Origin of the sequence: Bradyrhizobium sp. NBAIM01, from assembly GCF_020194115.1 — a bacterium.
Lineage (GTDB): Bacteria > Pseudomonadota > Alphaproteobacteria > Rhizobiales > Xanthobacteraceae > Bradyrhizobium > Bradyrhizobium yuanmingense.
In genome coordinates, this window is record NZ_JADYVU010000024.1 from 1 (window position 1) to 20,408 (window position 20,408).

Genomic DNA, 20,408 nt, shown 5'->3' on the forward strand with positions numbered 1-20,408 from the left:
ACGCGGGTCCTACGTCGGTGCTCTAGGCACAGGTGGGCAAGGCGGCTCCCGGCGGATCGGCCCGGCGACCAGCCTACACCAACTGACTGGCCTCCGAACGCCAGAAGGGTACAGGGTGGGTTAGCCGAAGGCGTAACCCACCACTTTACTGTCCGCCTCGAGAGAAGCGGTGGATTACGCCTTCGGCTAATCCACCCTACCGACTACGAGATCTTCTCACGCCCCCTCGTCCAGCGCCACCAGCTCGCGCTTCTTGCGCAGCGACGGCAGCAGCGGCGCGATCAGCAGCACCAGGGCAAACACAAGACACACTGCCGAGATCGGCCGCTGCACGAAGGTCCAGAGATCGCCCTGCGACAGGATCAGCGACTTGCGCAAATTGTTCTCCATCATCGGACCCAGCACGAAGGCCAGCACCAGTGGCGCCGGCTCGTAGCCGAGCTTGCGCATGAAATAGCCGATGATCCCGAACGCGATCATCACATAGACGTCGAACACGTTGTTGCTCGAGCAGTAGACGCCGAGGATCGTGAACAGGATGATCAGGGGGAACAGGATGTTGTAGGGCAGCTTGAGCAGCTGCACCCACATGCCGATCATCGGCAGGTTCAGGATCAGCAGCATGACGTTGCCGATATACATGCTGGCGACGATGCCCCAGAACAGGCCGGGGTTCTGCGTGATCATCAGCGGGCCCGGCTGCAGGCCGTGAATGACGAAGGCTCCGAGCAGCAGCGCCATCACCACGTTCGGCGGGATGCCGAGCGTCATCAGCGGAATGAAGGCGCCGCCGGCTGCGGCGTTGTTCGCCGATTCCGGGCCGGCGACGCCCTCGATCGCGCCGTGGCCGAACCTTTCAGGGGTCTTCGACAGCCGCTTCTCCAGCGCGTAGGACGCGAATGACGAGACCACGGCGCCGCCGCCCGGCAGGATGCCGAGGAAAAAGCCGAGGATGGTGCCGCGGCCGACCGGACCGGCGCTCGCCTTCCAGTCCTCCTTGCTCGGCAGGAGATGGGTGATCCTGGTGTTGATGACGTCGCGCTTGATCGTCTGCTCGGTGTTGAGCAGCACCTCGGCGACGCCGAACAGGCCCATCACCACGGGCACGAGGCCGATGCCGTCGATCAGCTCCATGCGGCCGAAGGTCAGTCGCGGCTGCGCGGTGATGCTGTCGAGCCCGATCAGCCCGAGCACGACACCGATGCACGCCATCAGCAATGCCTTCGGCATCGATCCCTGGGTGAGGAAGGTGAGCACGACGAGGCCGAGCACCATCAGGCTGAAATACTCGGCCGGGCCGAAAGCAATGGCGAGACTGGCGAGCTTCGGCGCCACCAACATCAAGGCGACCAGCGCAAAGGTGCCGGCAGCGAAGGAGCCGAACGCGGCGATGCCGAGCGCGGGGCCCGCACGGCCCTGCTTCGCCATTTGGTGGCCGTCGATGCAGGTGACGACGGAGGCCGCCTCGCCGGGGATGTTGACCAGGATCGAGGTGGTCGAGCCGCCATACATCGAGCCGTAATAGATGCCGGCCATCATGATGATGCCGGATTCCGGCGTTCCCGACAGTGTCACCGGTAGCAGTAGCGACATCGCCGAGATCGGGCCGATGCCGGGCAGCACGCCGACCAGCGTGCCGATGAACACGCCGATGAAGCAGTAGAGCAGGTTGACCGGCAGCAGCGCGACGCCGAATCCATGTGCCACGTTGACAAGCGTATCCATGGCGTCAGCCGATCCCGAACAGGCCTGACGGCAACTGGATCAACAGCAGCCGCTTGAGCACCCACCACATGCCCGAGGGCACCAGCACCGCGATCGGAATCGCCAGCCTCCAGCGCACCGGATCGATCAGCCGCAACAGCAGCAGCATCAGCGGGATCGATGACAGCAGGAATCCCAGCGGCTCCAGCGCGAAGGCGAATGCGGTGAGGCAGGCGATGAGGACAAGCGGCTTGCTCCAGCGCACGTTCTCCCAGCGCGAGGCCAGCGTCGGCCCGCCCTCGGTGATCGCCGAGACGATGATCGCGCTCGCGAACACGCACATCAGGATGCCCGTGTAGAACAGCACATAGCCGGAGCCGGGATCGTTGATGGTGCCGAGCCTGAGCTTCAAGCCCGACCAGATCACGAAGCCGCCGAGTGCGAGCCCGATCAGCCCGCCCCAGAATTCGGAGTTGCTGAGGCGGAGCTTGACGTTGGTTGGATCGTTCATCGATTCTCTCTCGTGCCCCGGACGCAGCGCAGCACCGCAAGTTGCGTTCACGCACGTCTTCGACGTGCTATGGCAGGTGCGCTGCAAAGCCGGGGCCCATGCGTGTGGGCGAAGAAGATGGGTCCCGGCACTGCGCAGCAGCGTTGCACGCTGCAGCGCGTCCGGGACACAAGCAGCGCGGTCTTACTTCTTCGCGAGCCCGAGCGTCTCGATCACTTTGCGCTCGGATTCCGTGACCTCGACGATGAATTTCTTGTAATCCTCGGTGTTCTTGTAGTTCGGCACCATGTCGTATTTGGCGAGCGTCGCCACCACCGCGGGGTCTTCGACCGCCTTCTTGAAGGCGTCGTGCAGCTTGGCCACGATCTTGGGATCCATCCCTTTCGGTCCTGCAATGCCGAACGGGGAATCATAGACCATGGGATAGCCGAGCTCCTTCAGCGTCGGCACGTCGGGATAGTTCGGCGAGCGTGCGCCGGTCCACACCATCAGGAGCCGCAGCTTGCCGGCGTCGACCAGCGGCCGCCATCCCGTGGAATCAGCCTGCAGCATGGTGTGCTGCCCCAGCACGGCGGCGTTGGTCTCCGCGCCGCCCTTGAAGGGGACCTGGGTCAGCTTGATGCCGGACATCGCGGCGATCTGCTCCATGCCGATATGCAGCGAGGTGCCGGCGCCGGGCGTGGCATAGGTCACCTTGCCCGGATTCGCCTTTGCGAACTCCACCACGTCCTTCCAGCTCTTGAACTGCGATTCCGCGCTGGTGGTCACGCCGAAGGTGTAGCCGGTGAGATGGACGATATAGGTGAAATCCTTTGCCGGATCCCACGACACCTCCTGCATCAAGGGCAGGCGAAACACGGTGATCGGGATCTGTGAGATGGTATAGCCGTCCGGCTTCGCCGCCGCGGCCATCGTCGCCGGCCCGACCGTGCCGCTGCCGCCGGCCTTGTTGTCGATCACGATCGGCTGGCCCAGCACCTTCGAGGCGCTGTCGGCGATCGCGCGCATCGAGAGATCAGTCGATCCGCCGGCCGGCCAAGGCACGATCAACGTGATCGGCTTCGTTGGATAGTCCTGCGCATTGACCGCCGTGGAGAGCAATAAGCCCATGACGGCGTGCACCGCGGCAAATGCAATCGTCTTCAGCCCGTATCCCGACATCGAAAGCCTCCCTCGCGGCGGCCTCTCTGGGGGCGCCGTCTCTCGTTGCGAGGCGATTGTTCCTGAATTTGACGGAGAAGAAAAGCGTGTTGCGCGCATCGCTGTGCGGCCGTCGGTCAGCTAACGCCGACAGAGCCGACCTCTGCGACAATTCGTCGTTTGGCCGCGTGCCGAGAGGCGGAATTTGAGCGGCCGAAGCGGTCAGGCCACCCGCCGGACCGTGTTCAGCTTCTCGATGGTGCGACCGACTTCCGAGGCGAGACACGGCTTGCCGAAATAATAGCCTTGGACCGCGGTGCAGCCGCATTCGCGGACGAAGTCGAGCTGTTCCTCGGTTTCCACGCCCTCCGCCGTGGTCTCGACGCCGAGCACGGAGCCGAGGCTCGCGATCGTTCTGACGATGGCAACGCTCTCCGGGCTTTCGCCGAGCGTTCCGACGAAGGAGCGATCGATCTTGATGCGGTCGAACGGAAACTTGCGCAGATAGCTCAGGGAGGAATAGCCGACCCCGAAATCGTCGAGGCTGACGCGCACCCCGAGTGCGCGGAGCTGGTGCAGGATGTCGATGGTCGCCTTGCTGTCGTCGAGCAGCGCCGTCTCCGTGACCTCGAGCTCGAGCCGCTGCGGCGGCAGGCCGGCTTCCGCAAGCGCGCTCGTGACCATCGCCACCAGGCCGCGGGAGCGGAATTGCACCGGAGACAGGTTCACCGCGACGGTGACGCCGGGCCAGGACGCGGCGGTGGCGCAGGCCGTGCGCAGCACCCATTCGCCGATCGGAACGATCAGCCCGTTCTCCTCCGCAATCGGGATGAACTCGGCCGGAGAGACGAAGCCGCGCGAGGGATGCTTCCAGCGCAGCAATGCCTCGAAGCCGGTGAGCTCGGAGGAATCGAGCCGCATCTGCGGTTGAAACACCAGGTGGAATTCACGCCCTTCCAGCGCGCCGACCAGGTCCTGCTCCAGCGCGTGCCGGCTGCGCGCCTGTTCCTCCATCTCGGGCTCGAACAACTGATAGGCTCCGCGCCCCTTGGCCTTGGCCTGGTAGAGCGCGAGGTCGGCGCATTTCATCAGCTCATCGGCATCGAGTCCGTGATCGGGCGCGATCGCGATGCCGACGGAGACGCCGACATGGATCGACTGGCTTTCCAGCGGCGGCGGATGACCGATGATCTCGACCAGGCGGCGGGCGAGCGCCTCGGCCGATTGCGGCTGCGGCCCGCGCTGGAGAACGGCGAACTCGTCGCCGCCAAGCCGCGCGACGGTGTCGTGCTCGCCGACATTCTCCTTGAGGCGCGCCGCGACCCAGCGCAGCAGGCGGTCGCCGGCGGCGTGGCCGAGGCGGTCGTTGACGGTCTTGAAATTGTCGAGGTCGAAGCACAGCACGGCCATGGCGCCGCCGGCGATCGCGACCTGGTTCAGCCCCTCGCCCATCTTCTCGCGGAACAGCGTGCGGTTGGGCAGGTCGGTGAGCGAATCGTGCCGCGCCATGTGCGCCACCCGGGCCTGGGCCTTGTGGCGCTCGGTGACGTCCTCATAGGTCACGACCCAGCCACCATGCTCCATCCGCTTGTGGTTGAGCTTGATGATGCGGCCGTCGTTCAAATGGCGGTGCAGCGTGTGCTCGCCCTCGCGCAGCCTCTCGACGTAGTCGGCATAGAGCTTGGCGCCGGTCATGTTCGGATGGATGCCGAGCTCGCAGGCGTGCTCCATGATGTCGCGCATCGAGACGCCTGGCTTCACGGTCTCCGGCGACAATCCATACATCTCGATGTAGCGGCGGTTGCAGACGATCACGCGCAGGCTGGCGTCGAGCATGCACAGGCCCTGGCTCATGTTGTTCAGGGCAGCGTCGAACCGGCGGTACTGCTCGCTCAGCTCCTCGATCGCACGCTCGCGCTCGGTAATGTCCTCATAGGTGGCGACGAAGCCGCCTTCGGCCAGCGCGCAATAGCGCACCGAGATCACCGTGTCGTTCGACATGCGCCGGCGCATCGGCGAGGAATCACGGCTTGCGATCCGCGCGCGGGCGGCTTTGAGGATCTGCTGCGGGCTGTATTCCGGGGAGAACGCGCCGTTCGCCATGGATCGCTCGATCAGCTCGGCGAGGTGTGTGCCGGGGCGGGTCTCCTCCGGCGACAACAGGTAGATCTTGAGGTAGGTGGAGTTGCAGACCCGAAGCCGCATGTCGCTGTCGAAGAAGGCGAGCCCGTGCGCCATGTTCTCCAGCGCCGCATCGAGGATGAAATTCTGCTGCCGCAGCGTTTCCTCGTATTGCAGCCGCTCCGTGACGTCCTCGTGCACCGTCACCCAGCCGCCGTCGGGCAGGAAGCGGGAGACCGCCTGCACCATCCGTCCGTCGTAGCGCATCACCAGCAGCGTCTTCGGCTTCCTAGTGCGCACGTCCTCCAGCCGGTTCTGGTAGAATTCGTCGCTCGACATGCCCGGCAGGTTGCCGCGCGACATCCAGTGCTCGATCACCGTGGAATGCGCGACGCCCGGCTTCACGATCTCGGGGTCGAGGTTGTAGAGCTTCAGGAACCGTTCGTTGCAGACGACGACACGGCTGTCGACGTCGTACATGATCAGTCCGTGCGACATGTTGGCGAGCGCGTGCTGGCTGCGCTCGGTCTGCACGCGCAGTTCCGCTTCGAGCCGGGCGAGGCGGGTGACGTCATCGCAGATCGTCATCCAGCCGCCGCCGGGGAGGGGCTTCAGCTCGAGCGACATAACGAGGCCGCTCGCCAGCATTTGCTCGGTGCGGAACGGCTTGCCCGCGGCGATCTGCGCCATCCGCCTCGAATACAACGCGTCGAGCTGGTCTTGCGGAAAGTTGCCGCGGCTTGCGCTGTGCGCGAGCACCTCGCGATAGCTGGTGCCGACCCGCACGATGTCGGCCGACATGTCGAACAGTCTGAGATAGCGCTGGTTCGTCACCACGATCCGGTTGTCGGCATCGTAGACGCAGACGCCCTGTTCCATGTGGTCGAGCGCAAGCTGGCTCAGCGCGACGAGGGCGCCTGGGCCCTGCTCACGGCCTGTACCAAGCTCGCTCTCGCGGGTCGACATCATGGGGTCGGCGGGGCCTCGGCCAGCAATAGACTGAATGCAGCCTAATTCAGCCGCCGAGGCTAGCGAACAGGCCGGAAAATTCCCTTAAGCGCCGTAGTTTACGGAGGATGACCGGCGATGGTGAGCGCACGCGTAAACGGCCCGCTGCCAAGGCAATAGGCCGTAGCTCCGGACGAGCGCGGCGATATTCCCGCTCCGCTCTTACAGATTTACAGCGCCGGGCGTTGCTCTACGGCCCGTACAGCACGAGCTCCGTATCGGTGAGGTCGCCGAGCTGTGGCTGGTGCGGGCCCCTGAAGTATTTCCGGCCGCGCCGCTCGGTGTAAATGCCGACGAGGCCGGGAACCGGACCGTTGGCATCGACGGCCACCGCGATCTTGCCGAGCCGCAGCAGCAGCCGTCCGATGCGGCCGGCGCATTCGGCAAATTCTGCGGTGCTCCGGCAATAGATCAGCTTCATGGCGGGCGGTGCGATGAAACCGCGGCGGATGCGCACCGGTTGCAGGATGAAGGGGAAGGTTCCCTTCGGCGTGCGGCAGACGAGGCTAAGGCAATTGTAGCGCGCATGTCGCGTTAAAAGCTCGGTCTCCGTCTCGGAAAGCCCCTTGATCTCCTTGGCGTGCGGCGGAATGACCTCGATCTCGTTCCAGCGCGGGACGCGCGCTAGCGCAGGGACCGAGAAGAATATGCCGCGGCAATAGGCGCGAAAGCCCTGCGTTTCGATGATCGGCCAGGTCCACTGCGCGGGGCTGATGTTGAAGTAAGTGACGTCCTTGTGCCGCTGGGCGATCTTGGTCAGCAGCGGCGCGTAGTTGCGGTAGGCCGGATCGACATACCAGCTCGACAGATTGCACCGGATGGCGGTCTCTTCGCCCTCCTTGCGCGAGGTGTAGATCAAGAGCAGCACGCCGACCGGCCTGCCGTCGTCGTCGAGCACGTAGCCGAAGCGCGGATAACCCTCCGGCGCGGCCCGGAAGGCCTGCCGGCGCAGACCCTGGATCCAGTAGTCGCGTGAACGGCCGACGAAGCCGCGCGTCAGCAAGTCCGCGATCTTATCGACGTCGGACTCGGTGATCTCGCGGCATCGGACCTTGGTATGGATCACGCTCGTCTTGCCCGTGGAAATGGTCGGCCTCGTGAGTTGCTCTAGCGCCAACCTTCGCCATGGGCCTCGGCCGCGACAGGCGGCTGCAGGCTCAGGACGTCCCGCACCTTGGCGGGCCAGGCGGAAAGATCGGTGCCGTGGGTGTGGAACATGGCGACGGCCAGGCGGTCCATGCCGAAGGCAACGCAGCCGGTGTGCGCCGGCTCGCCGTCGGCGTCCTGGATTCCCCAGGTCGTACCGAAATGCTCGCGGTGATAGTTGAAGCTCATGCACGCCGTCGGCTGCTCTTCCGAGCGCAGCGGGATGAGCAGCTCGAACTTGAGCTGCTGCTGCTTCTGGCTCACCGCTTTCATCTGGCCAACGCGGCCGAAGAACGGATCGCTGGCATAGTCGACGCGGAAGGTGAGGCCGAGATCGGTCGCGATCTTCTGCGCGCGCACCATCCAGCGCTCGCGGAAATCGGCGACGTCGTCGGGGCTGCCGATGCAGACATATTCGCGCATGCGGAACGATTGCAGCCGGTCGAGATGCTTCGACGGCTCGCGGCGGAAGCAATCCGCGGCAACGTCGAAGCGCAGGCCACCCTTCGGCAATTGGCCGCGGCTCGCCGCGATCGGATAGACCGGATAGCAGGCGGCCGGCGACAGCACGAGATCAGCCGGCGACAGCGAAGTCGTCCAGTCGCCGCCGGCATCGAAGCGGCTCACTGCGGCGTTGATCTCGCGTTCGGTGCCGTGCAGGCCGCAGACGCAGCCGAGCAGGTTGGGAAAGCTCTTGAGATAGCCGGACTTCTCCAGCTGCGAGCGGCTCATCACCGGCGGGAAGCGCATCACCTCGGTGCCGGCCTCGCGATAACCGGTGATCAGGGCGGCGAGCTTCTCGACGATGCCCTCGTAGAGCGCGGTGCGGGCATAGACGCCGTCGGCGCCCATGCGGTGGAACAGCTTGTCGGCGAGATGATCGAGCGGATCGATCATTTGCGGGGCGGTGGTGGGCGAGTCGGGGAGGACGGCAATATTCATGGTTCGATGTCCTGCTATCTCAAAATTGTTCTTGTTGAATCGGCCGCGGAGGTACGTCAGTCGCGAAGGCTCGCCGGCACCCCGCTCATCAATGTCGATGTCGCGGCATTGGCCAGGATCCGGTCGTTGTTGATCATGATCGGCGACGACAGCACGTCGCGGAGGTGACGGCCCATGGTGAACTCGCCGTCGTTGCGATAGCCGGCAAGTCCCGCGGTGCGCATCGCGTGCATCACGGTCTCAACCGCGAGCTCGGAGGCCTGCACCTTCAAGAGCGTGATCGAGGACTGGAAGTCGAGCGAGCTCAGAGCACGCTCGTCATGCTCGACGCGGGCGAAAGCGTCGATATTGGCTGATATCAGCGCGCGCAGCTTGGCCAGCGACATCTTGGCGGCGGTGAAGTGCGCCGCGGCCGGGGGCATCTGTCCGCCGGACGAGCGGGCCGCCTTGCGGATGAAGGCCTGCGCGCGCGTCACCGCCGCAGCGGCGATGCCGGCCCAGGCCGACGACCAGCACAGATGCGCGAACGGCGTCATGGTCTGGGCGTGGATCTTGTCATAGGATTCCGGGAAGACGCGGTCGGCGGGGCAGTCGACCTTCAGCTCGAACCCGGTCGAGCAGGTGCCGCGCATGCCGAGCGTTTCCCAGCCCAGCGTCCGCTTCAGCGAATAATCGTCCTTGGCGAGCGCCAGCAGCACCTGGTCGGAGGCGGCGGCTTCGGTGGCGCGGCGGGCGATGGTGACGAGGCCATCGGCTTCGGCGCCGTAGGAGATCACGGTGGCGTCGCGCACCAGCGAGACGGTATCGCCGGCATGGTCGACCGCAGCCGCGCTGGCGCGGATGTTGCCGCCGTTCTGGCCTTCGGTGGTGGAGGAGGCGAGCAGCCACTGGTCGCGGGCGACCCGGCGCATCATGGTCTCCATCCAGGGGATGCCATGGCCGTGCCTGATGACGCAGGCGACCTTGGTCTGGTGCATCGCGTAGATCATCGCCGTGGACGCGCAGGCGCGTCCGAGCGTGTAGCAGATGTCGGTGACGTCATGGATCGAGGCGCCGAAGCCGCCGAACTCGACCGGAATCATCACGCCGAGCAGCTTCTGCTCGCGTGCGACGTCGAAAGCCCGGCGCGGGAAGCGGGCGTCGCGATCGACCTCGTCGGCGTCGGCCGCGGCCGCTGCGGCGGTCCGGGCGACGCGCTCGATCAGGGAGGGACCCTGCTCGAGAAAGCTCGCCTGCATTTCGTCGACAGTGAGGACTGCTTCACGCACGTTCATGCTCGTCCGCCTCCGGTTTGCCGTTCGAGATCGCCGGCATCATTCGCGATGCCGCTTGAGGCGATCCTCCAGCCATCTTTGCTTGTGAGACGAGGCTACGGATTTAATTCAAATTCGTCGATGAAATAGAGGGTAAACAAAACCCAATTCCGAACGAACAGTTAAGGTCCGGTTGTTCGCATCGCCGGATTTTCTGGTATCGCGTTAGGACTCTGGAAGAAGGTTGGATTTCCGACAATCTGAGTCATCGTTTACTAAGAAACGCGAAGTATTGGTGTCGCCCATTGCAGGACCGGCAGCCCGCACCCATCGTAGCCGGCAGTCCGGTCCGACCCCGATAGACAAATGGAAATTTGCCGATGCAGGCCTTCGATACCGTTTTGCGCAACCGCATCACCAAGCTGGTGAAGGGCATTCTCGAACAGAATTCGCTCGCCGCAGAGGTCACACCTTCGGCCAAGCTCGTCGATATCGGCCTGACCTCGATGGACATGGTCAATCTCATGCTCGGCGTCGAGGCCGAATTCGACTTCACCATTCCGCAGTCCGAGATCACGCCGGAGAATTTCCAGTCCGTCGAGACGCTGGAGCGGATGGTCGCGATGCAGCTCCAGCCGGCGACCGCGGCTTAACAGGGGCGCATCTCCCCCCGTTCCAAATCCGCCGCAAAACTGGCATAGCTTAACCATGTCACATTTGGCGGACAGGGTGGAGCAGGCATGACGCAGGCGGTATTGGGCATCATCGGCGGCTCGGGCATCTATGACCTGCCCGGCTTAGAGGGTGCGCGCGAAGAGGTGATCGAGAGCCCCTGGGGCGAGCCGTCGGCTCCTTTAAGGCGTGGCTCCATCGCCGGCCTGCCGATCGTGTTCCTGCCCCGGCATGACAAGGGGCACCGGCTGTCCCCCTCCGACATCAATTATCGCGCCAACATCGACGTGCTGAAGCGCGCCGGCGTCACCGATTTGATCTCGCTCTCGGCCTGCGGCTCCTTCAGGGAGGAACTGCCGCCGGGCACCTTCGTTCTCGTCGACCAGTTCGTCGACCGCACCCATAAGCGCGAGAGCTCGTTCTTCGGCCGCGGCTGCGTCGCGCATGTGTCGATGGCGCACCCGGTCTCGCCGCGGCTGCGCATCCATCTGGCGGCCGCCGCGGAAGCGGAAGGCATCGCGATCGCGCGCGGCGGCACTTATGTCTGCATGGAAGGGCCGCAATTCTCCACTTACGCGGAAAGCATGACCTACAAGACGCTGGGCTACTCGGTGATCGGCATGACCAATATGCCCGAAGCCAAGCTCGCCCGTGAGGCGGAGATCTGTTACGCCACTGTCGCCATGGTGACGGATTTCGACTGCTGGCATCCCGACCACGATGCGGTCACTGTGCAGGACATCATCCGCGTGCTGAATTCGAACGCCGACAAGGCGAAGGCGCTGGTGGCGCGGTTGGCCAAGGATTTTCCGCGTGAGCACGAGCCGTGCCCGATCGGTTCGGACCGTGCGCTCGACACCGCGCTGATCACGGCGCCCGAGGCGCGCGATCCCGAGCTCCTGAAGAAGCTCGATGCGGTGGCCGGGCGCATCCTGCGAGCGTGAGACGCAAGACAAACGAAAAGGCAGAATGCCATGAAGGTGGACGGCAAGCATTTCCGCAGCATCTGGCGCGAGCGCGACGGCTGGTCGGTCGGCGCGATCGATCAGCGCCGGCTGCCGCATGAATTCGTCGTTGCGCGGCTGACCTCGTGTGAAGATGCGGCCGTTGCAATCAGGGACATGCTGGTGCGCGGCGCGCCGCTGATCGGCGCCACCGCCGCCTACGGCATGGCGTTCGCGATGCGCGAGGACGCTTCCGACGCCGGGCTGCAACGCGCCTATGACACGCTGGTCGTGGCGCGGCCGACCGCGATCAATCTGAAATGGGCGCTGGACGAGATGCGCGCGGCGCTCGCGCCGATCGATCCGGTGGAACGGGCGGAAGCTGCCTATGCGCGCGCCGACGAGATCGCCGAGCAGGACGTTGAGATCAATCGCGGCATTGCCGACAACGGCCTGAAGCTGATCGAGGCGACCGCGGCGAAGAAGCCGGGCGAAGTCGTCAACGTGCTGACCCATTGCAACGCCGGCTGGCTCGCCACCGTCGACTGGGGCACGGCGACGGCGCCGATCTATCTCGCGCATGAGCGCGGCATCAAGATCCATGTCTGGGTCGACGAGACCCGTCCGCGCAACCAGGGCGCCTCGCTCACGGCCTGGGAGCTTGGCCATCACGGCGTGCCGCACACGGTGATCCCGGACAATACCGGCGGGCACCTGATGCAGCACGGCATGGTCGATCTCGCCATCGTCGGCACCGACCGCGTCGCCGCCAATGGCGACGTCTGCAACAAGATCGGCACTTACCTGAAGGCGCTTGCCGCGCATGACAACGGTGTGCCGTTCTACGTCGCGCTGCCGTCGCCGACGATCGATTTCGCCGTCCATGACGGCATCCGCGACATCCCGATCGAACAGCGCAGCGGCGTGGAGGTCACCGACATGACCGGCCGCACCGCGGACGGCCGGCTGGAGACGGTACGCATCGTGCCCGAAAACTCGCCGGTCGCGAATTACGCCTTCGACGTGACGCCGGCGCGGCTCGTCACCGGTCTCATCACCGAGCGCGGCGTGCTGAAGCCGGATCGCGCCGCGCTGGCGTCGGCATTTCCGGAGCGGATCTCTACGGCGGCGAAGTAGATTTGGTTGGGCGATATCTCGCCACAACCGTCATTGCGAGCGCAGCGAAGCAATCCAGACTCCCTCCGCGGAAAGACTCTGGATTGCTTCGCTGCGCTCGCAATGACGGCGTATGTCGAACTACCCCAGCTTCAGCCCCGTCGCCGTCTCCAGCTCCGCGATCGCCTGCGCCCCGCTCGTCACCTTGATCGTGGTCATGCCCATCTGACGCGCCGGCTTCAGGTTCACGCCGAGATCGTCGAGATAGACGCAATTGTTCGGATCGACCTTCAGCGTCTCGACCATCATCTGGTAGATGCGTGGATCGGGTTTGCGCAGACCGATCTTGGCGGATTCGATGACGTGATCGAACAGCACCATGACTTCGGCGATGTAGAGAGAACGTCCCGTCATGCTGCCGATCGCGTTGGCCGGCAGATTGTTGGTGATGCAGCCGGTCTTGAATTGCGCCTTGATGCGCTTCAGGGCCTCGACCATCTCCGGGCGCAGATCGCCCTGCAGCAGCGGCAGCACGTCTCGGCCGCGCACCTCCGCACCGAGCGCGAGCGATTCGGCGGCGAACAATGCGTCGAACGTCTCGATGTCGACCTCGGCCCGCTCGAATTTGGCCCAGGCGTTTTCCAGATGATTGGCGGCGTTGGTGCGCCGGATGATATCGGCGGGCAGGCCGCGCTCGGTCTCGAACCGCGTGAACGCCTCGAAGGGCGAGCTCGTCAGCACGCCGCCGAAATCAAAGATCACCGCCTCGATCGCCAATGTCCTGCCCTCGTCAATTGCTTTCCAAGAGGGCTAGCATGCGCTATCGGCAAGAGCCAGTCCGAAGCAATCGCCCGCCTTCATCGATGCCGATGCGTGTTCCCATGAAGAAGCTCGCCACCCTCATCGCAGCTACGCTGCTGCTCGCTGCGCCCGCTCACGCCATCGTCGGCGGCGGCACGCCGCAGGCAGATGGCGTCGCCCGCGCCGTCGTCACCATCGTCGGCTCGCGCGGCAATTTCTGCACCGGCAGCCTGATCGCCCCGAGGCTGGTGTTGACGGTCGCCCATTGCGTGCAGCCGGGCGCGGATTACAAGGTGGTCGATCGCGGCGGCGACGGCCAGCCGCAATTGCTGAACGTGCGCACCGTCGCGATCCATCCGAACTTCAACATGCAGGCGATGCAGGCGCATCGCGCCACCGCCGACGTGGCGCTGCTGCAGTTGGAAATTCCACTGAAGGGAAAATCCACGGTGACGGTCGGCATGCCCACGATTCCAATTCAGGTCGGCAGTCGCTTCGTCGTCGCCGGCATCGGCGTCACGGTTCTCGGTGATGGCAAGAGCGGCGGCACCACGCGCGTGGCCGGCCTCGTTGCAACCGGGCAGCCCGGCACGCTGCAGATTCGTCTGGTCGATCCCGTAACCAACGGTGTTCGCGGCGGAATTGGCGCCTGCACCGGCGATTCCGGCGGCCCCGTGTTCGAGGACAGGTCGAACGGTCCCGTGCTCGTCGGCCTCATCAGCTGGTCGACAGGACCGAACGGCGCCGCCGGTTGCGGCGGCTTGACCGGCGTGACGCCGCTGACGCTCTATCGCGACTGGATCTTGCAGACCGCGCGGAGCTGGGGTGCGGCACTGTGATTTGACCGCGACTTGATCTATGTCATTTTGAAGTGGAGGCGCGGCGGGTGATCATGCCAGTCGCGGAGGAAACGCGCCGTCCGGTCAAAGGACGGCCACAAAGACAAGCAAGGCATAGAAGCAACAATGAATGTCGCTGTTCGCAGTCACGCCACGGCCAAACAGGCTTCTGAACATTTCGACGTGCTGATCGTCGGCGCCGGCATATCCGGCATCGGTAGCGCCTATCACATCCAGAAGCAGCTGCCGGGCACGAGCTACGTCATCCTGGAGACGCAGGAAACATTCGGCGGCACCTGGAGCACACATCGCTATCCCGGTATTCGCTCCGACAGCGATCTCCACACTTTCGGCTACAGCTTCAAGCCTTGGGTCGGCCCGCCGATTGCGACCGCCGAAGAGATCCTCTCCTATATGAAGGAGGTGATCGACGACAACGATATCGCGCGGCACATTCGCTACAAGCACAAGATCAATTCCGCGAGCTGGTCGAGCGAGCAGAATCTCTGGACCATCGACGCCGTGACGACCGACACCGGCGAGCCCAGGACCTTCACGGCGAACTTCCTCTGGATGTGCCAGGGCTATTATCGCCATTCCGAAGGCTACACGCCGGAATGGAAGGGCATGGACCGTTTCAAGGGCCGCATCGTCCATCCCCAGACCTGGCCCGACGATATCGACCTCACGAACAAGAAGGTCGTCGTGATCGGCTCGGGCGCGACCGCGGCAACACTGGTGCCGAACATCACCGACAAGTGCGCCCATGTCACCATGCTGCAGCGCTCGCCGACCTATTTCCGCCTCGGCCGCAACGCCATCGAGATCGCGGAAGAGCTGCGCCGGTTGCAGGTCGATGAAGCCTGGATCCACGAGATCGTGCGGCGCAAGATCCTGTTCGAGCAGGATGCGTTCACCAAGCTCTGCGTGTCCAAGCCCGAGCAGGTGAAGAAGGAACTGATCGGCCAGATCAGCGCCGTGCTCGGTCCCGACTACGACGTCGAGACCCATTTCACGCCAAAATACCGGCCGTGGCGGCAGCGCATCGCCTTCGTTCCGGATGCCGATTTGTTCAAGGGCATCGCCAGCGGCAAGGCCTCCGTCGTCACCGACGAGATCGAATGCTTCGTCGAGAATGGCATCCAGCTCAAGTCCGGCAAGCTGCTCGAGGCCGATGTCATCGTCACTGCGACCGGCTTCAATCTTGCCGCGCTCGGCGACATCGCCTTCGAGATCGACGGCAAGCCGCTCGCCTTCGGCGACACCGTCACCTATCGCGGCATGATGTTCACGGGCGTGCCGAACATGGTCTGGGTATTCGGCTATTTCCGTGCCAGCTGGACGCTGCGCGTCGATCTCGTCGCCGATTTCGTTTGCCGGCTGCTCGGGCACATGAAGGCGAAGGGTGCAAAGAAGGTCGAGGTCAAGCTGCGGCCTGAAGACCACAACATGCCGATCCTGCCCTGGATCGATCCGGAAAACTTCAATCCCGGCTACATGATGCGCAACATGAACCTGCTGCCCAAGCGCGGCGACAAGCCGGAATGGCAGCACAGCCAGGATTACTGGACCGAGAAGGACGAGATCCCGAAGACGGACCTGGATGACAAGGCGTTCGTCTACAGTTGACGATGCCGATGTAAGGCGAGGTTAGCGATCGCCACTGTCGTCCCGGGGCGCGAAGCGAGCCCGGGACCCATACTCCCAGGCGGTGGTTATAGAGCGAGCTGGTCACTCCGAGCCTTCGCCAAACTACTCCCTGGGGTTATGGGTCCCGGATCGGCGCTCCGCTTCGCTGCGCTTGTCCGGGACGACACCATTTGCTCGGTTGGCAGCGCCTCAACTCATCTACACCACGCTCAAGAATTCCGCCGCGTCGCATTCGCGGCGATCGCGGCCGCGGCGGTCCGGTTCTCGACGCCGAGCTTGGCGTAGATCTGCTCCAGGTGCTTGTCGACGGTGCGCGGGCTGAGGCCCAGAATTTGCGCGATGTCGCGGTTGGTCTTGCCCTTGCTGAGCCAGGCCAGCACCTCGCCTTCGCGCGTGGTGAGGCCGAGCTCGCTGGTGAATTCGGGCGGCAGCGCGGTGCCGGCTTCCTTGGACAGCCGCAGCAGGAATTCGTTCGGCGCGGTCTCGCCCATGTAATAGAAGCGGAGCTGCGGACTATCGGGCAGCGACGCGGCCTGGGATTTCGAGCCGCTCTTGGCCTTCGCCTGCTCGAGCCATTGCAGCAGCGTCGGCGGCAGCACGAAGTCGTCGGTCTGCGCGCCGTGATGATCGGATAGCAGCTTCTGCGCCTGCGGCGTCGCCCACAGCACGTTGCCCTGGCGATTGACCGCGAGCAGAAAACGGCCGGAGACGTCGAGCGCGGCGCGCGCGCTCTGGGTCAGCCGGGCATTGCCGAGATGGACCCGGATGCGCGCCAGCATCTCCTCGATCACGATCGGCTTGGTCACGTAGTCGACGCCGCCGGCTTCCAATCCACGCACGATGTGCTCGGTTTCGGCCAGACCCGTCATGAAGATCACCGGGACATTGGCGAGACCCGCATCGCGCTTGAGCCGGCGGCAGGTCTCGAAGCCGTCGATGCCGGGCATCACGGCATCGAGCAGGATGATGTCGGGCGTGATCTGGTCGATGATGCGCATCGCCGCGGCGCCGTCGAGCGCCACCATCACCGTCATGCCGGCGCCGTCGAGCGCGTCGGTGAGCAGCCGGAGCGTCTCCGGGGAATCGTCGACGACGAGCGCGACGTCGCGCTTCTTCGATTCAATGCTCATAAGCATGCAACGTCTTCAATGTGTCCATGTACTGGTCGAGATCGAAGCGATCGACCAGCGACCGCATCTGCGCGACGAAGTCGGCATGCTCGGGGTGCTCGCTGCCGATCTCGTCCAGCTTCAGCTGGATGCCCTTGACGTAGCCGATCTGGCCGAGCCCGATCAGCGCCTCGATGTGCCGCAGCGGCGGCTTCGATCCGGTCTCCGGATGCCAGAACGGCACCGCGACCTCATGCGAGCCGTATTGCCATTCGATCTTGAGAAGCTGGCGAATCGTCGCCAGCAGCCGCGGGATGTCGATCGGCTTCATCAGGTAGCCGTCGTGGAAGGGCTGCGCCAGCGGCGTGCCATGAGCCTCGAGCGCGCTTGCCGACACCATCAGGATGCGGGCCTGATGATGGCCGCTGGCGCGCAAGGCCTCGGCGACCGCCCAGCCGTCCATGGCAGGCATCGAGATGTCGAGCAGGAACAGATCGGGCCGGCAATGCTGCGCCAATGCGAGGCAGCCGGCGCCGTCGGGTGCGCTGAGCAGGATGAAGCCGAGCGGCGTCAGCACCTCGCGCAGGAGGTCGCGATGCACGGGATCGTCGTCGGTGACGAGGATGGTCTTGCGCGGGCCGTGATAGCCTGAGACCGGCGCCTCCACCGGCGCGATCCGCTGGGGATTGGCGACCTCCGAGAGCAGGATCTTGACCCTGAAGGTCGAGCCGGTGCCGACCGTGCTCGTGACCTTGATGTCCCCGCCCATCACGCCGGCGAGCAGGCGGCTGATGGTGAGCCCGAGGCCGGTGCCGGTCTGCGGCTGCGACGCGCCGAGCGCACCCCGCTCGAATGGTGCGAAGATACGTTCGAGGTCGCCGCCCTGGATGCCCGGGCCGGTGTCGATCACCTCGAACTCGGCGACCGGGCTGCGGTAGTGCACCACGAACTGCACGCTGCCGGACTGGGTGAACTTGATGGCGTTCGAGAGCAGGTTGATCAGCACCTGACGCAGCCGCTTCTCGTCGGCATAGACCACCCGCGGCAGCGCCGGCGGCCGCCTGAACACGAAGTCGATGCCCTTGGCCGCGGCCTGGAGGCGGAACATGCCGACGAGCTGGTCGAGGAACTCGCTCAAGCGCACCTCGTCGCGCGACAGATACAGCCGCCCCGCCTCGATCTTGGAGATGTCCAGGATGCCGTCGATCAGGCCGGAGAGATGGTCGGCGCTGCGGCGGACGACGCGGACTTGGTCGCGCGGCTTGGCACCAAGGCTCGTATCCTGCTCGAGCAGTTGCGCATAGCCGCTGATCGCATTGAGCGGCGAGCGCAGCTCGTGGCTCAGGCCGACCACATAACGGCTCTTGGCGAGGTTGGCGGATTCGGCGACCTCCTTGGCACGCTGGAGCTCGGCGTCAGTGCGCTTGTGCGCGTCGATCTCCTGGATCAGCAGCGCGGTCTGCCGCCGCGTTTCGGCCTCGGCGGCGCGGCGGCTCTGCTGCGCCAGCACGAACAGCCACGCCACCACGCCGATGATGATGCTGAGGGAGAAGAACACTTTCCACAGCACGTCGGACACGAGCTCGTTGTCGCCGTGCACGTTCGCCGACGTCTGTAGATAGATGAGTCCCAGCACCAGGGCGATCAGCCCGGCGGAGACCACGAACACGCCGATATAGTGGCCCACTTGCGAGTTGATCCGGGCGTAGATCGGCTGCGGCATCAGCCGGCCCAGCGTTTCCGACACCTGCGCCTGGAATCTCGCATGCGGCTTGCAGAGATCGTGGCAGCGCGCGTCCAGCGAACAGCACAGCGAGCAGATCGGGCCGGCGTAAGCGGGGCAGGAGGCCATGTCCTCCGGCTCGAACGAGTGCTCGCAGATGCAGCACTGGATCGCCTCGATGTTCTGCCAGCTCCGCTTCGGCTTGCGGGCGATGTAGTATTTGCCGTCCGTGGCCCAGGCGATCAACGGTGCCGTGAGGAAGGCCGCGGCGAGCGCGATGAAGGCCGACAGCGCCTTCGCGGTCGGCCCGAACAGGCCGTAGAAGGCGCTGATCGAGACGATGGTCGCGATCGTCATCGCTCCCACGCCGACTGGATTGACGTCGTAGAGATGCGCGCGCTTGAACTCGATCTGCTGCGGCCGCAGTCCGAGCGGCTTGTTGATGACGAGGTCGGCGACCAGCGCGCCGACCCAGGCGATCGCGACGTTCGAATAGAGCGCCAGCGTCTGCTCCAGGGCCTTGTAGACGCCGATCTCCATCAGCAGCAGGGCCACGACGACGTTGAAGACCAGCCAGACCACGCGCCCGGGATGGCTGTGGGTCAAGCGCGAGAAGAAATTCGACCAGGCGATCGAGCCGGCATAGGCGTTGGTAACGTTGATCTTGACCTGCGACAGGATCACGAAGGTGCCGGTCAAGGCCAAAGCGAGGTCGGGCTGCGACAGCACATAGCGGAATGCTTCGAGATACATGTGCGCCGGCTCGGCGGCTTCTTCGGGCGGCACGCCGTGGCTGAGTGCGAAGAAGGCGAGGAACGAGCCCGCCAGCAGCTTCAGCGCGCCCAGCACGATCCAGCCCGGCCCCGCGCTCATCAGCGCCATCCACCAGGAGGCCCTGGAGGCGCGGCGGTCGCGCGGCAGGAACCGCAGGAAGTCGACCTGCTCGCCGATCTGCGCCACCAGCGAGAACACGACCGAGGCCGCAACGCCGAACAGCAGGAGATCGAAATGCCCGTTGAGGTCGCCGTGCTCGCCGGAGAACTTGTGCCACTCCGCAAAGGAGCGCGGGTTGTGCCAGGCGATCGCGGCAAACGGAATGATGTGAAGGATCACCCACAGCGGCTGCGTCCACAATTGGAAGCGGCTGATCAGCGTGATGCCGTAGGCCACCAGCGGGATGATGACGACGGCGCTGATGAGATAGCCCACCGGCCGCGGAATCCCGAAGCACATCTCGAGCGCTGAGGCGAGGATCACGGCCTCGATCGCGAAGAAGATGAAGGTGAAGGAGGCGTAGATCAGCGAGGTGACGGTCGAGCCGATGTAACCGAAGCCGGCCCCCCGCGTCAGCAGGTCGATGTCGATGCCGCATTTGGCGGCATAATACGCAATAGGCACCCCGCAGCCGAAGATGATGATGGAAACCACGACGATGGCGGCAGTCGCGTTGGTGACGCCATAGTTCAGCGTGATGGTCCCGCCGATCGCCTCCATCGCCAGGAACGAGATCGCGCCCAGTGCCGTGTTGGCGACGCGGGCGGCGGACCAGCGCCGCGCGCTCTTGGCGGTGAAGCGCAGGGCGTAATCTTCCAGCGTCTGGTTGGCGACCCATTGATTGTACTGGCGCCTGACGCGGTCTATTCGCTGCCGCCCTGCCACTTAACCCCACTCCCGATACGGACCCGGACCCCTCGCAAATTCCGTACCAGAAGCCTACGTCGGCATTTTG

At 64.7% G+C, this 20,408-nt stretch carries 15 protein-coding genes; 5 read left to right on the forward strand and 10 right to left on the reverse strand.

Features of this window, described 5'->3' with window-relative positions; genetic code table 11:
• Positions 1-216: 216 nt before the first annotated feature.
• The 7 genes from I6F31_RS35060 to I6F31_RS35090 form a co-directional block, all read right to left on the reverse strand.
• On the reverse strand, positions 217-1,725 hold the full coding sequence (locus I6F31_RS35060; protein WP_225186942.1) for a tripartite tricarboxylate transporter permease: 1,509 nt from the start codon (positions 1,723-1,725) through the stop codon (positions 217-219).
• A gap of 4 nt (positions 1,726-1,729) precedes the next feature.
• Entirely contained in the window at positions 1,730-2,215 is a 486-nt protein-coding gene (locus I6F31_RS35065) for a tripartite tricarboxylate transporter TctB family protein (RefSeq protein WP_225186943.1), read from the reverse strand.
• 183 nt (positions 2,216-2,398) lie between these two features.
• Positions 2,399-3,376 (reverse strand): tripartite tricarboxylate transporter substrate binding protein, encoded by a 978-nt coding sequence (locus I6F31_RS35070; protein WP_036023927.1) that lies wholly within the window; start codon positions 3,374-3,376, stop codon positions 2,399-2,401.
• Between the two features lie 201 nt (positions 3,377-3,577).
• Complete coding sequence (locus tag I6F31_RS35075) at positions 3,578-6,445, reverse strand: PAS-domain containing protein (protein WP_225186944.1); 2,868 nt, start codon at positions 6,443-6,445, stop codon at positions 3,578-3,580.
• A 229-nt stretch (positions 6,446-6,674) separates the two neighbouring features.
• The gene (locus I6F31_RS35080) at positions 6,675-7,550 is read right to left on the reverse strand and encodes an acyl-CoA acyltransferase (protein ID WP_225186945.1); all 876 of its coding nucleotides are present in this window, start codon (positions 7,548-7,550) and stop codon (positions 6,675-6,677) included.
• 41 nt (positions 7,551-7,591) lie between these two features.
• Positions 7,592-8,572, reverse strand: a complete 981-nt coding sequence (locus tag I6F31_RS35085) for an amino acid--[acyl-carrier-protein] ligase (RefSeq protein WP_225186946.1) — start codon at positions 8,570-8,572, stop codon at positions 7,592-7,594.
• 56 nt (positions 8,573-8,628) lie between these two features.
• The gene (locus tag I6F31_RS35090; RefSeq protein ID WP_225186947.1) at positions 8,629-9,846 is read right to left on the reverse strand and encodes an acyl-CoA dehydrogenase family protein; all 1,218 of its coding nucleotides are present in this window, start codon (positions 9,844-9,846) and stop codon (positions 8,629-8,631) included.
• A 359-nt stretch (positions 9,847-10,205) separates the two neighbouring features.
• Between I6F31_RS35090 and I6F31_RS35095 the strand changes: the two genes are divergently transcribed.
• The 3 genes from I6F31_RS35095 (at position 10,206) to mtnA (ending at position 12,578) form a co-directional block, all read left to right on the forward strand.
• A complete protein-coding gene (locus I6F31_RS35095; RefSeq protein ID WP_225113321.1) occupies positions 10,206-10,478 on the forward strand; it encodes a phosphopantetheine-binding protein in 273 nt (90 codons plus the stop codon).
• A gap of 87 nt (positions 10,479-10,565) precedes the next feature.
• Positions 10,566-11,441, forward strand: a complete 876-nt coding sequence (locus I6F31_RS35100; RefSeq protein WP_057025947.1) for an S-methyl-5'-thioadenosine phosphorylase — start codon at positions 10,566-10,568, stop codon at positions 11,439-11,441.
• A gap of 30 nt (positions 11,442-11,471) precedes the next feature.
• Positions 11,472-12,578, forward strand: coding sequence for an S-methyl-5-thioribose-1-phosphate isomerase (mtnA, locus tag I6F31_RS35105; protein WP_225186948.1), 1,107 nt, complete (start codon positions 11,472-11,474; stop codon positions 12,576-12,578).
• A 120-nt stretch (positions 12,579-12,698) separates the two neighbouring features.
• Here the strand turns inward: mtnA and I6F31_RS35110 are convergent, their stop codons facing one another.
• Positions 12,699-13,334, reverse strand: a complete 636-nt coding sequence (locus I6F31_RS35110) for an HAD-IA family hydrolase (protein ID WP_036002146.1) — start codon at positions 13,332-13,334, stop codon at positions 12,699-12,701.
• Positions 13,335-13,438: 104 nt separating this feature from the next.
• On the opposite strand from I6F31_RS35110, the gene I6F31_RS35115 reads away from it, so the two are divergent.
• Both I6F31_RS35115 and I6F31_RS35120 read left to right on the forward strand, forming a co-directional pair.
• A complete protein-coding gene (locus I6F31_RS35115) occupies positions 13,439-14,197 on the forward strand; it encodes a trypsin-like serine protease (RefSeq protein ID WP_036023917.1) in 759 nt (252 codons plus the stop codon).
• 126 nt (positions 14,198-14,323) lie between these two features.
• Positions 14,324-15,826 carry an NAD(P)/FAD-dependent oxidoreductase gene (locus I6F31_RS35120; protein ID WP_192893038.1) on the forward strand — a complete coding sequence of 501 codons (1,503 nt, stop codon included), beginning with the start codon at positions 14,324-14,326 and terminating at the stop codon, positions 15,824-15,826.
• A gap of 230 nt (positions 15,827-16,056) precedes the next feature.
• Here the strand turns inward: I6F31_RS35120 and I6F31_RS35125 are convergent, their stop codons facing one another.
• Positions 16,057-16,977 (reverse strand): response regulator, encoded by a 921-nt coding sequence (locus I6F31_RS35125; protein ID WP_225186968.1) that lies wholly within the window; start codon positions 16,975-16,977, stop codon positions 16,057-16,059.
• Entirely contained in the window at positions 16,967-20,338 is a 3,372-nt protein-coding gene (locus I6F31_RS35130) for an ATP-binding protein (protein ID WP_225186949.1), read from the reverse strand. The genes I6F31_RS35125 and I6F31_RS35130 overlap by 11 nt, the downstream gene beginning before the upstream one ends.
• Positions 20,339-20,408 lie beyond the last annotated feature (70 nt).

Coding starts and splice junctions, on each gene's coding strand:
- I6F31_RS35070 (WP_036023927.1), bottom strand. CDS start 3,376: ATGTCGGGATACGGGCTGAAGACGATTGCATTTGCCGCGGTGCACGCC.
- I6F31_RS35065 (WP_225186943.1), bottom strand. CDS start 2,215: ATGAACGATCCAACCAACGTCAAGCTCCGCCTCAGCAACTCCGAATTC.
- I6F31_RS35115 (WP_036023917.1), top strand. CDS start 13,439: ATGAAGAAGCTCGCCACCCTCATCGCAGCTACGCTGCTGCTCGCTGCG.
- I6F31_RS35100 (WP_057025947.1), top strand. CDS start 10,566: ATGACGCAGGCGGTATTGGGCATCATCGGCGGCTCGGGCATCTATGAC.
- I6F31_RS35085 (WP_225186946.1), bottom strand. CDS start 8,572: ATGAATATTGCCGTCCTCCCCGACTCGCCCACCACCGCCCCGCAAATG.
- I6F31_RS35060 (WP_225186942.1), bottom strand. CDS start 1,725: ATGGATACGCTTGTCAACGTGGCACATGGATTCGGCGTCGCGCTGCTG.
- I6F31_RS35090 (WP_225186947.1), bottom strand. CDS start 9,846: ATGAACGTGCGTGAAGCAGTCCTCACTGTCGACGAAATGCAGGCGAGC.
- I6F31_RS35125 (WP_225186968.1), bottom strand. CDS start 16,977: ATGAGCATTGAATCGAAGAAGCGCGACGTCGCGCTCGTCGTCGACGAT.
- mtnA (WP_225186948.1), top strand. CDS start 11,472: ATGAAGGTGGACGGCAAGCATTTCCGCAGCATCTGGCGCGAGCGCGAC.
- I6F31_RS35095 (WP_225113321.1), top strand. CDS start 10,206: ATGCAGGCCTTCGATACCGTTTTGCGCAACCGCATCACCAAGCTGGTG.
- I6F31_RS35120 (WP_192893038.1), top strand. CDS start 14,324: ATGAATGTCGCTGTTCGCAGTCACGCCACGGCCAAACAGGCTTCTGAA.
- I6F31_RS35075 (WP_225186944.1), bottom strand. CDS start 6,445: ATGATGTCGACCCGCGAGAGCGAGCTTGGTACAGGCCGTGAGCAGGGC.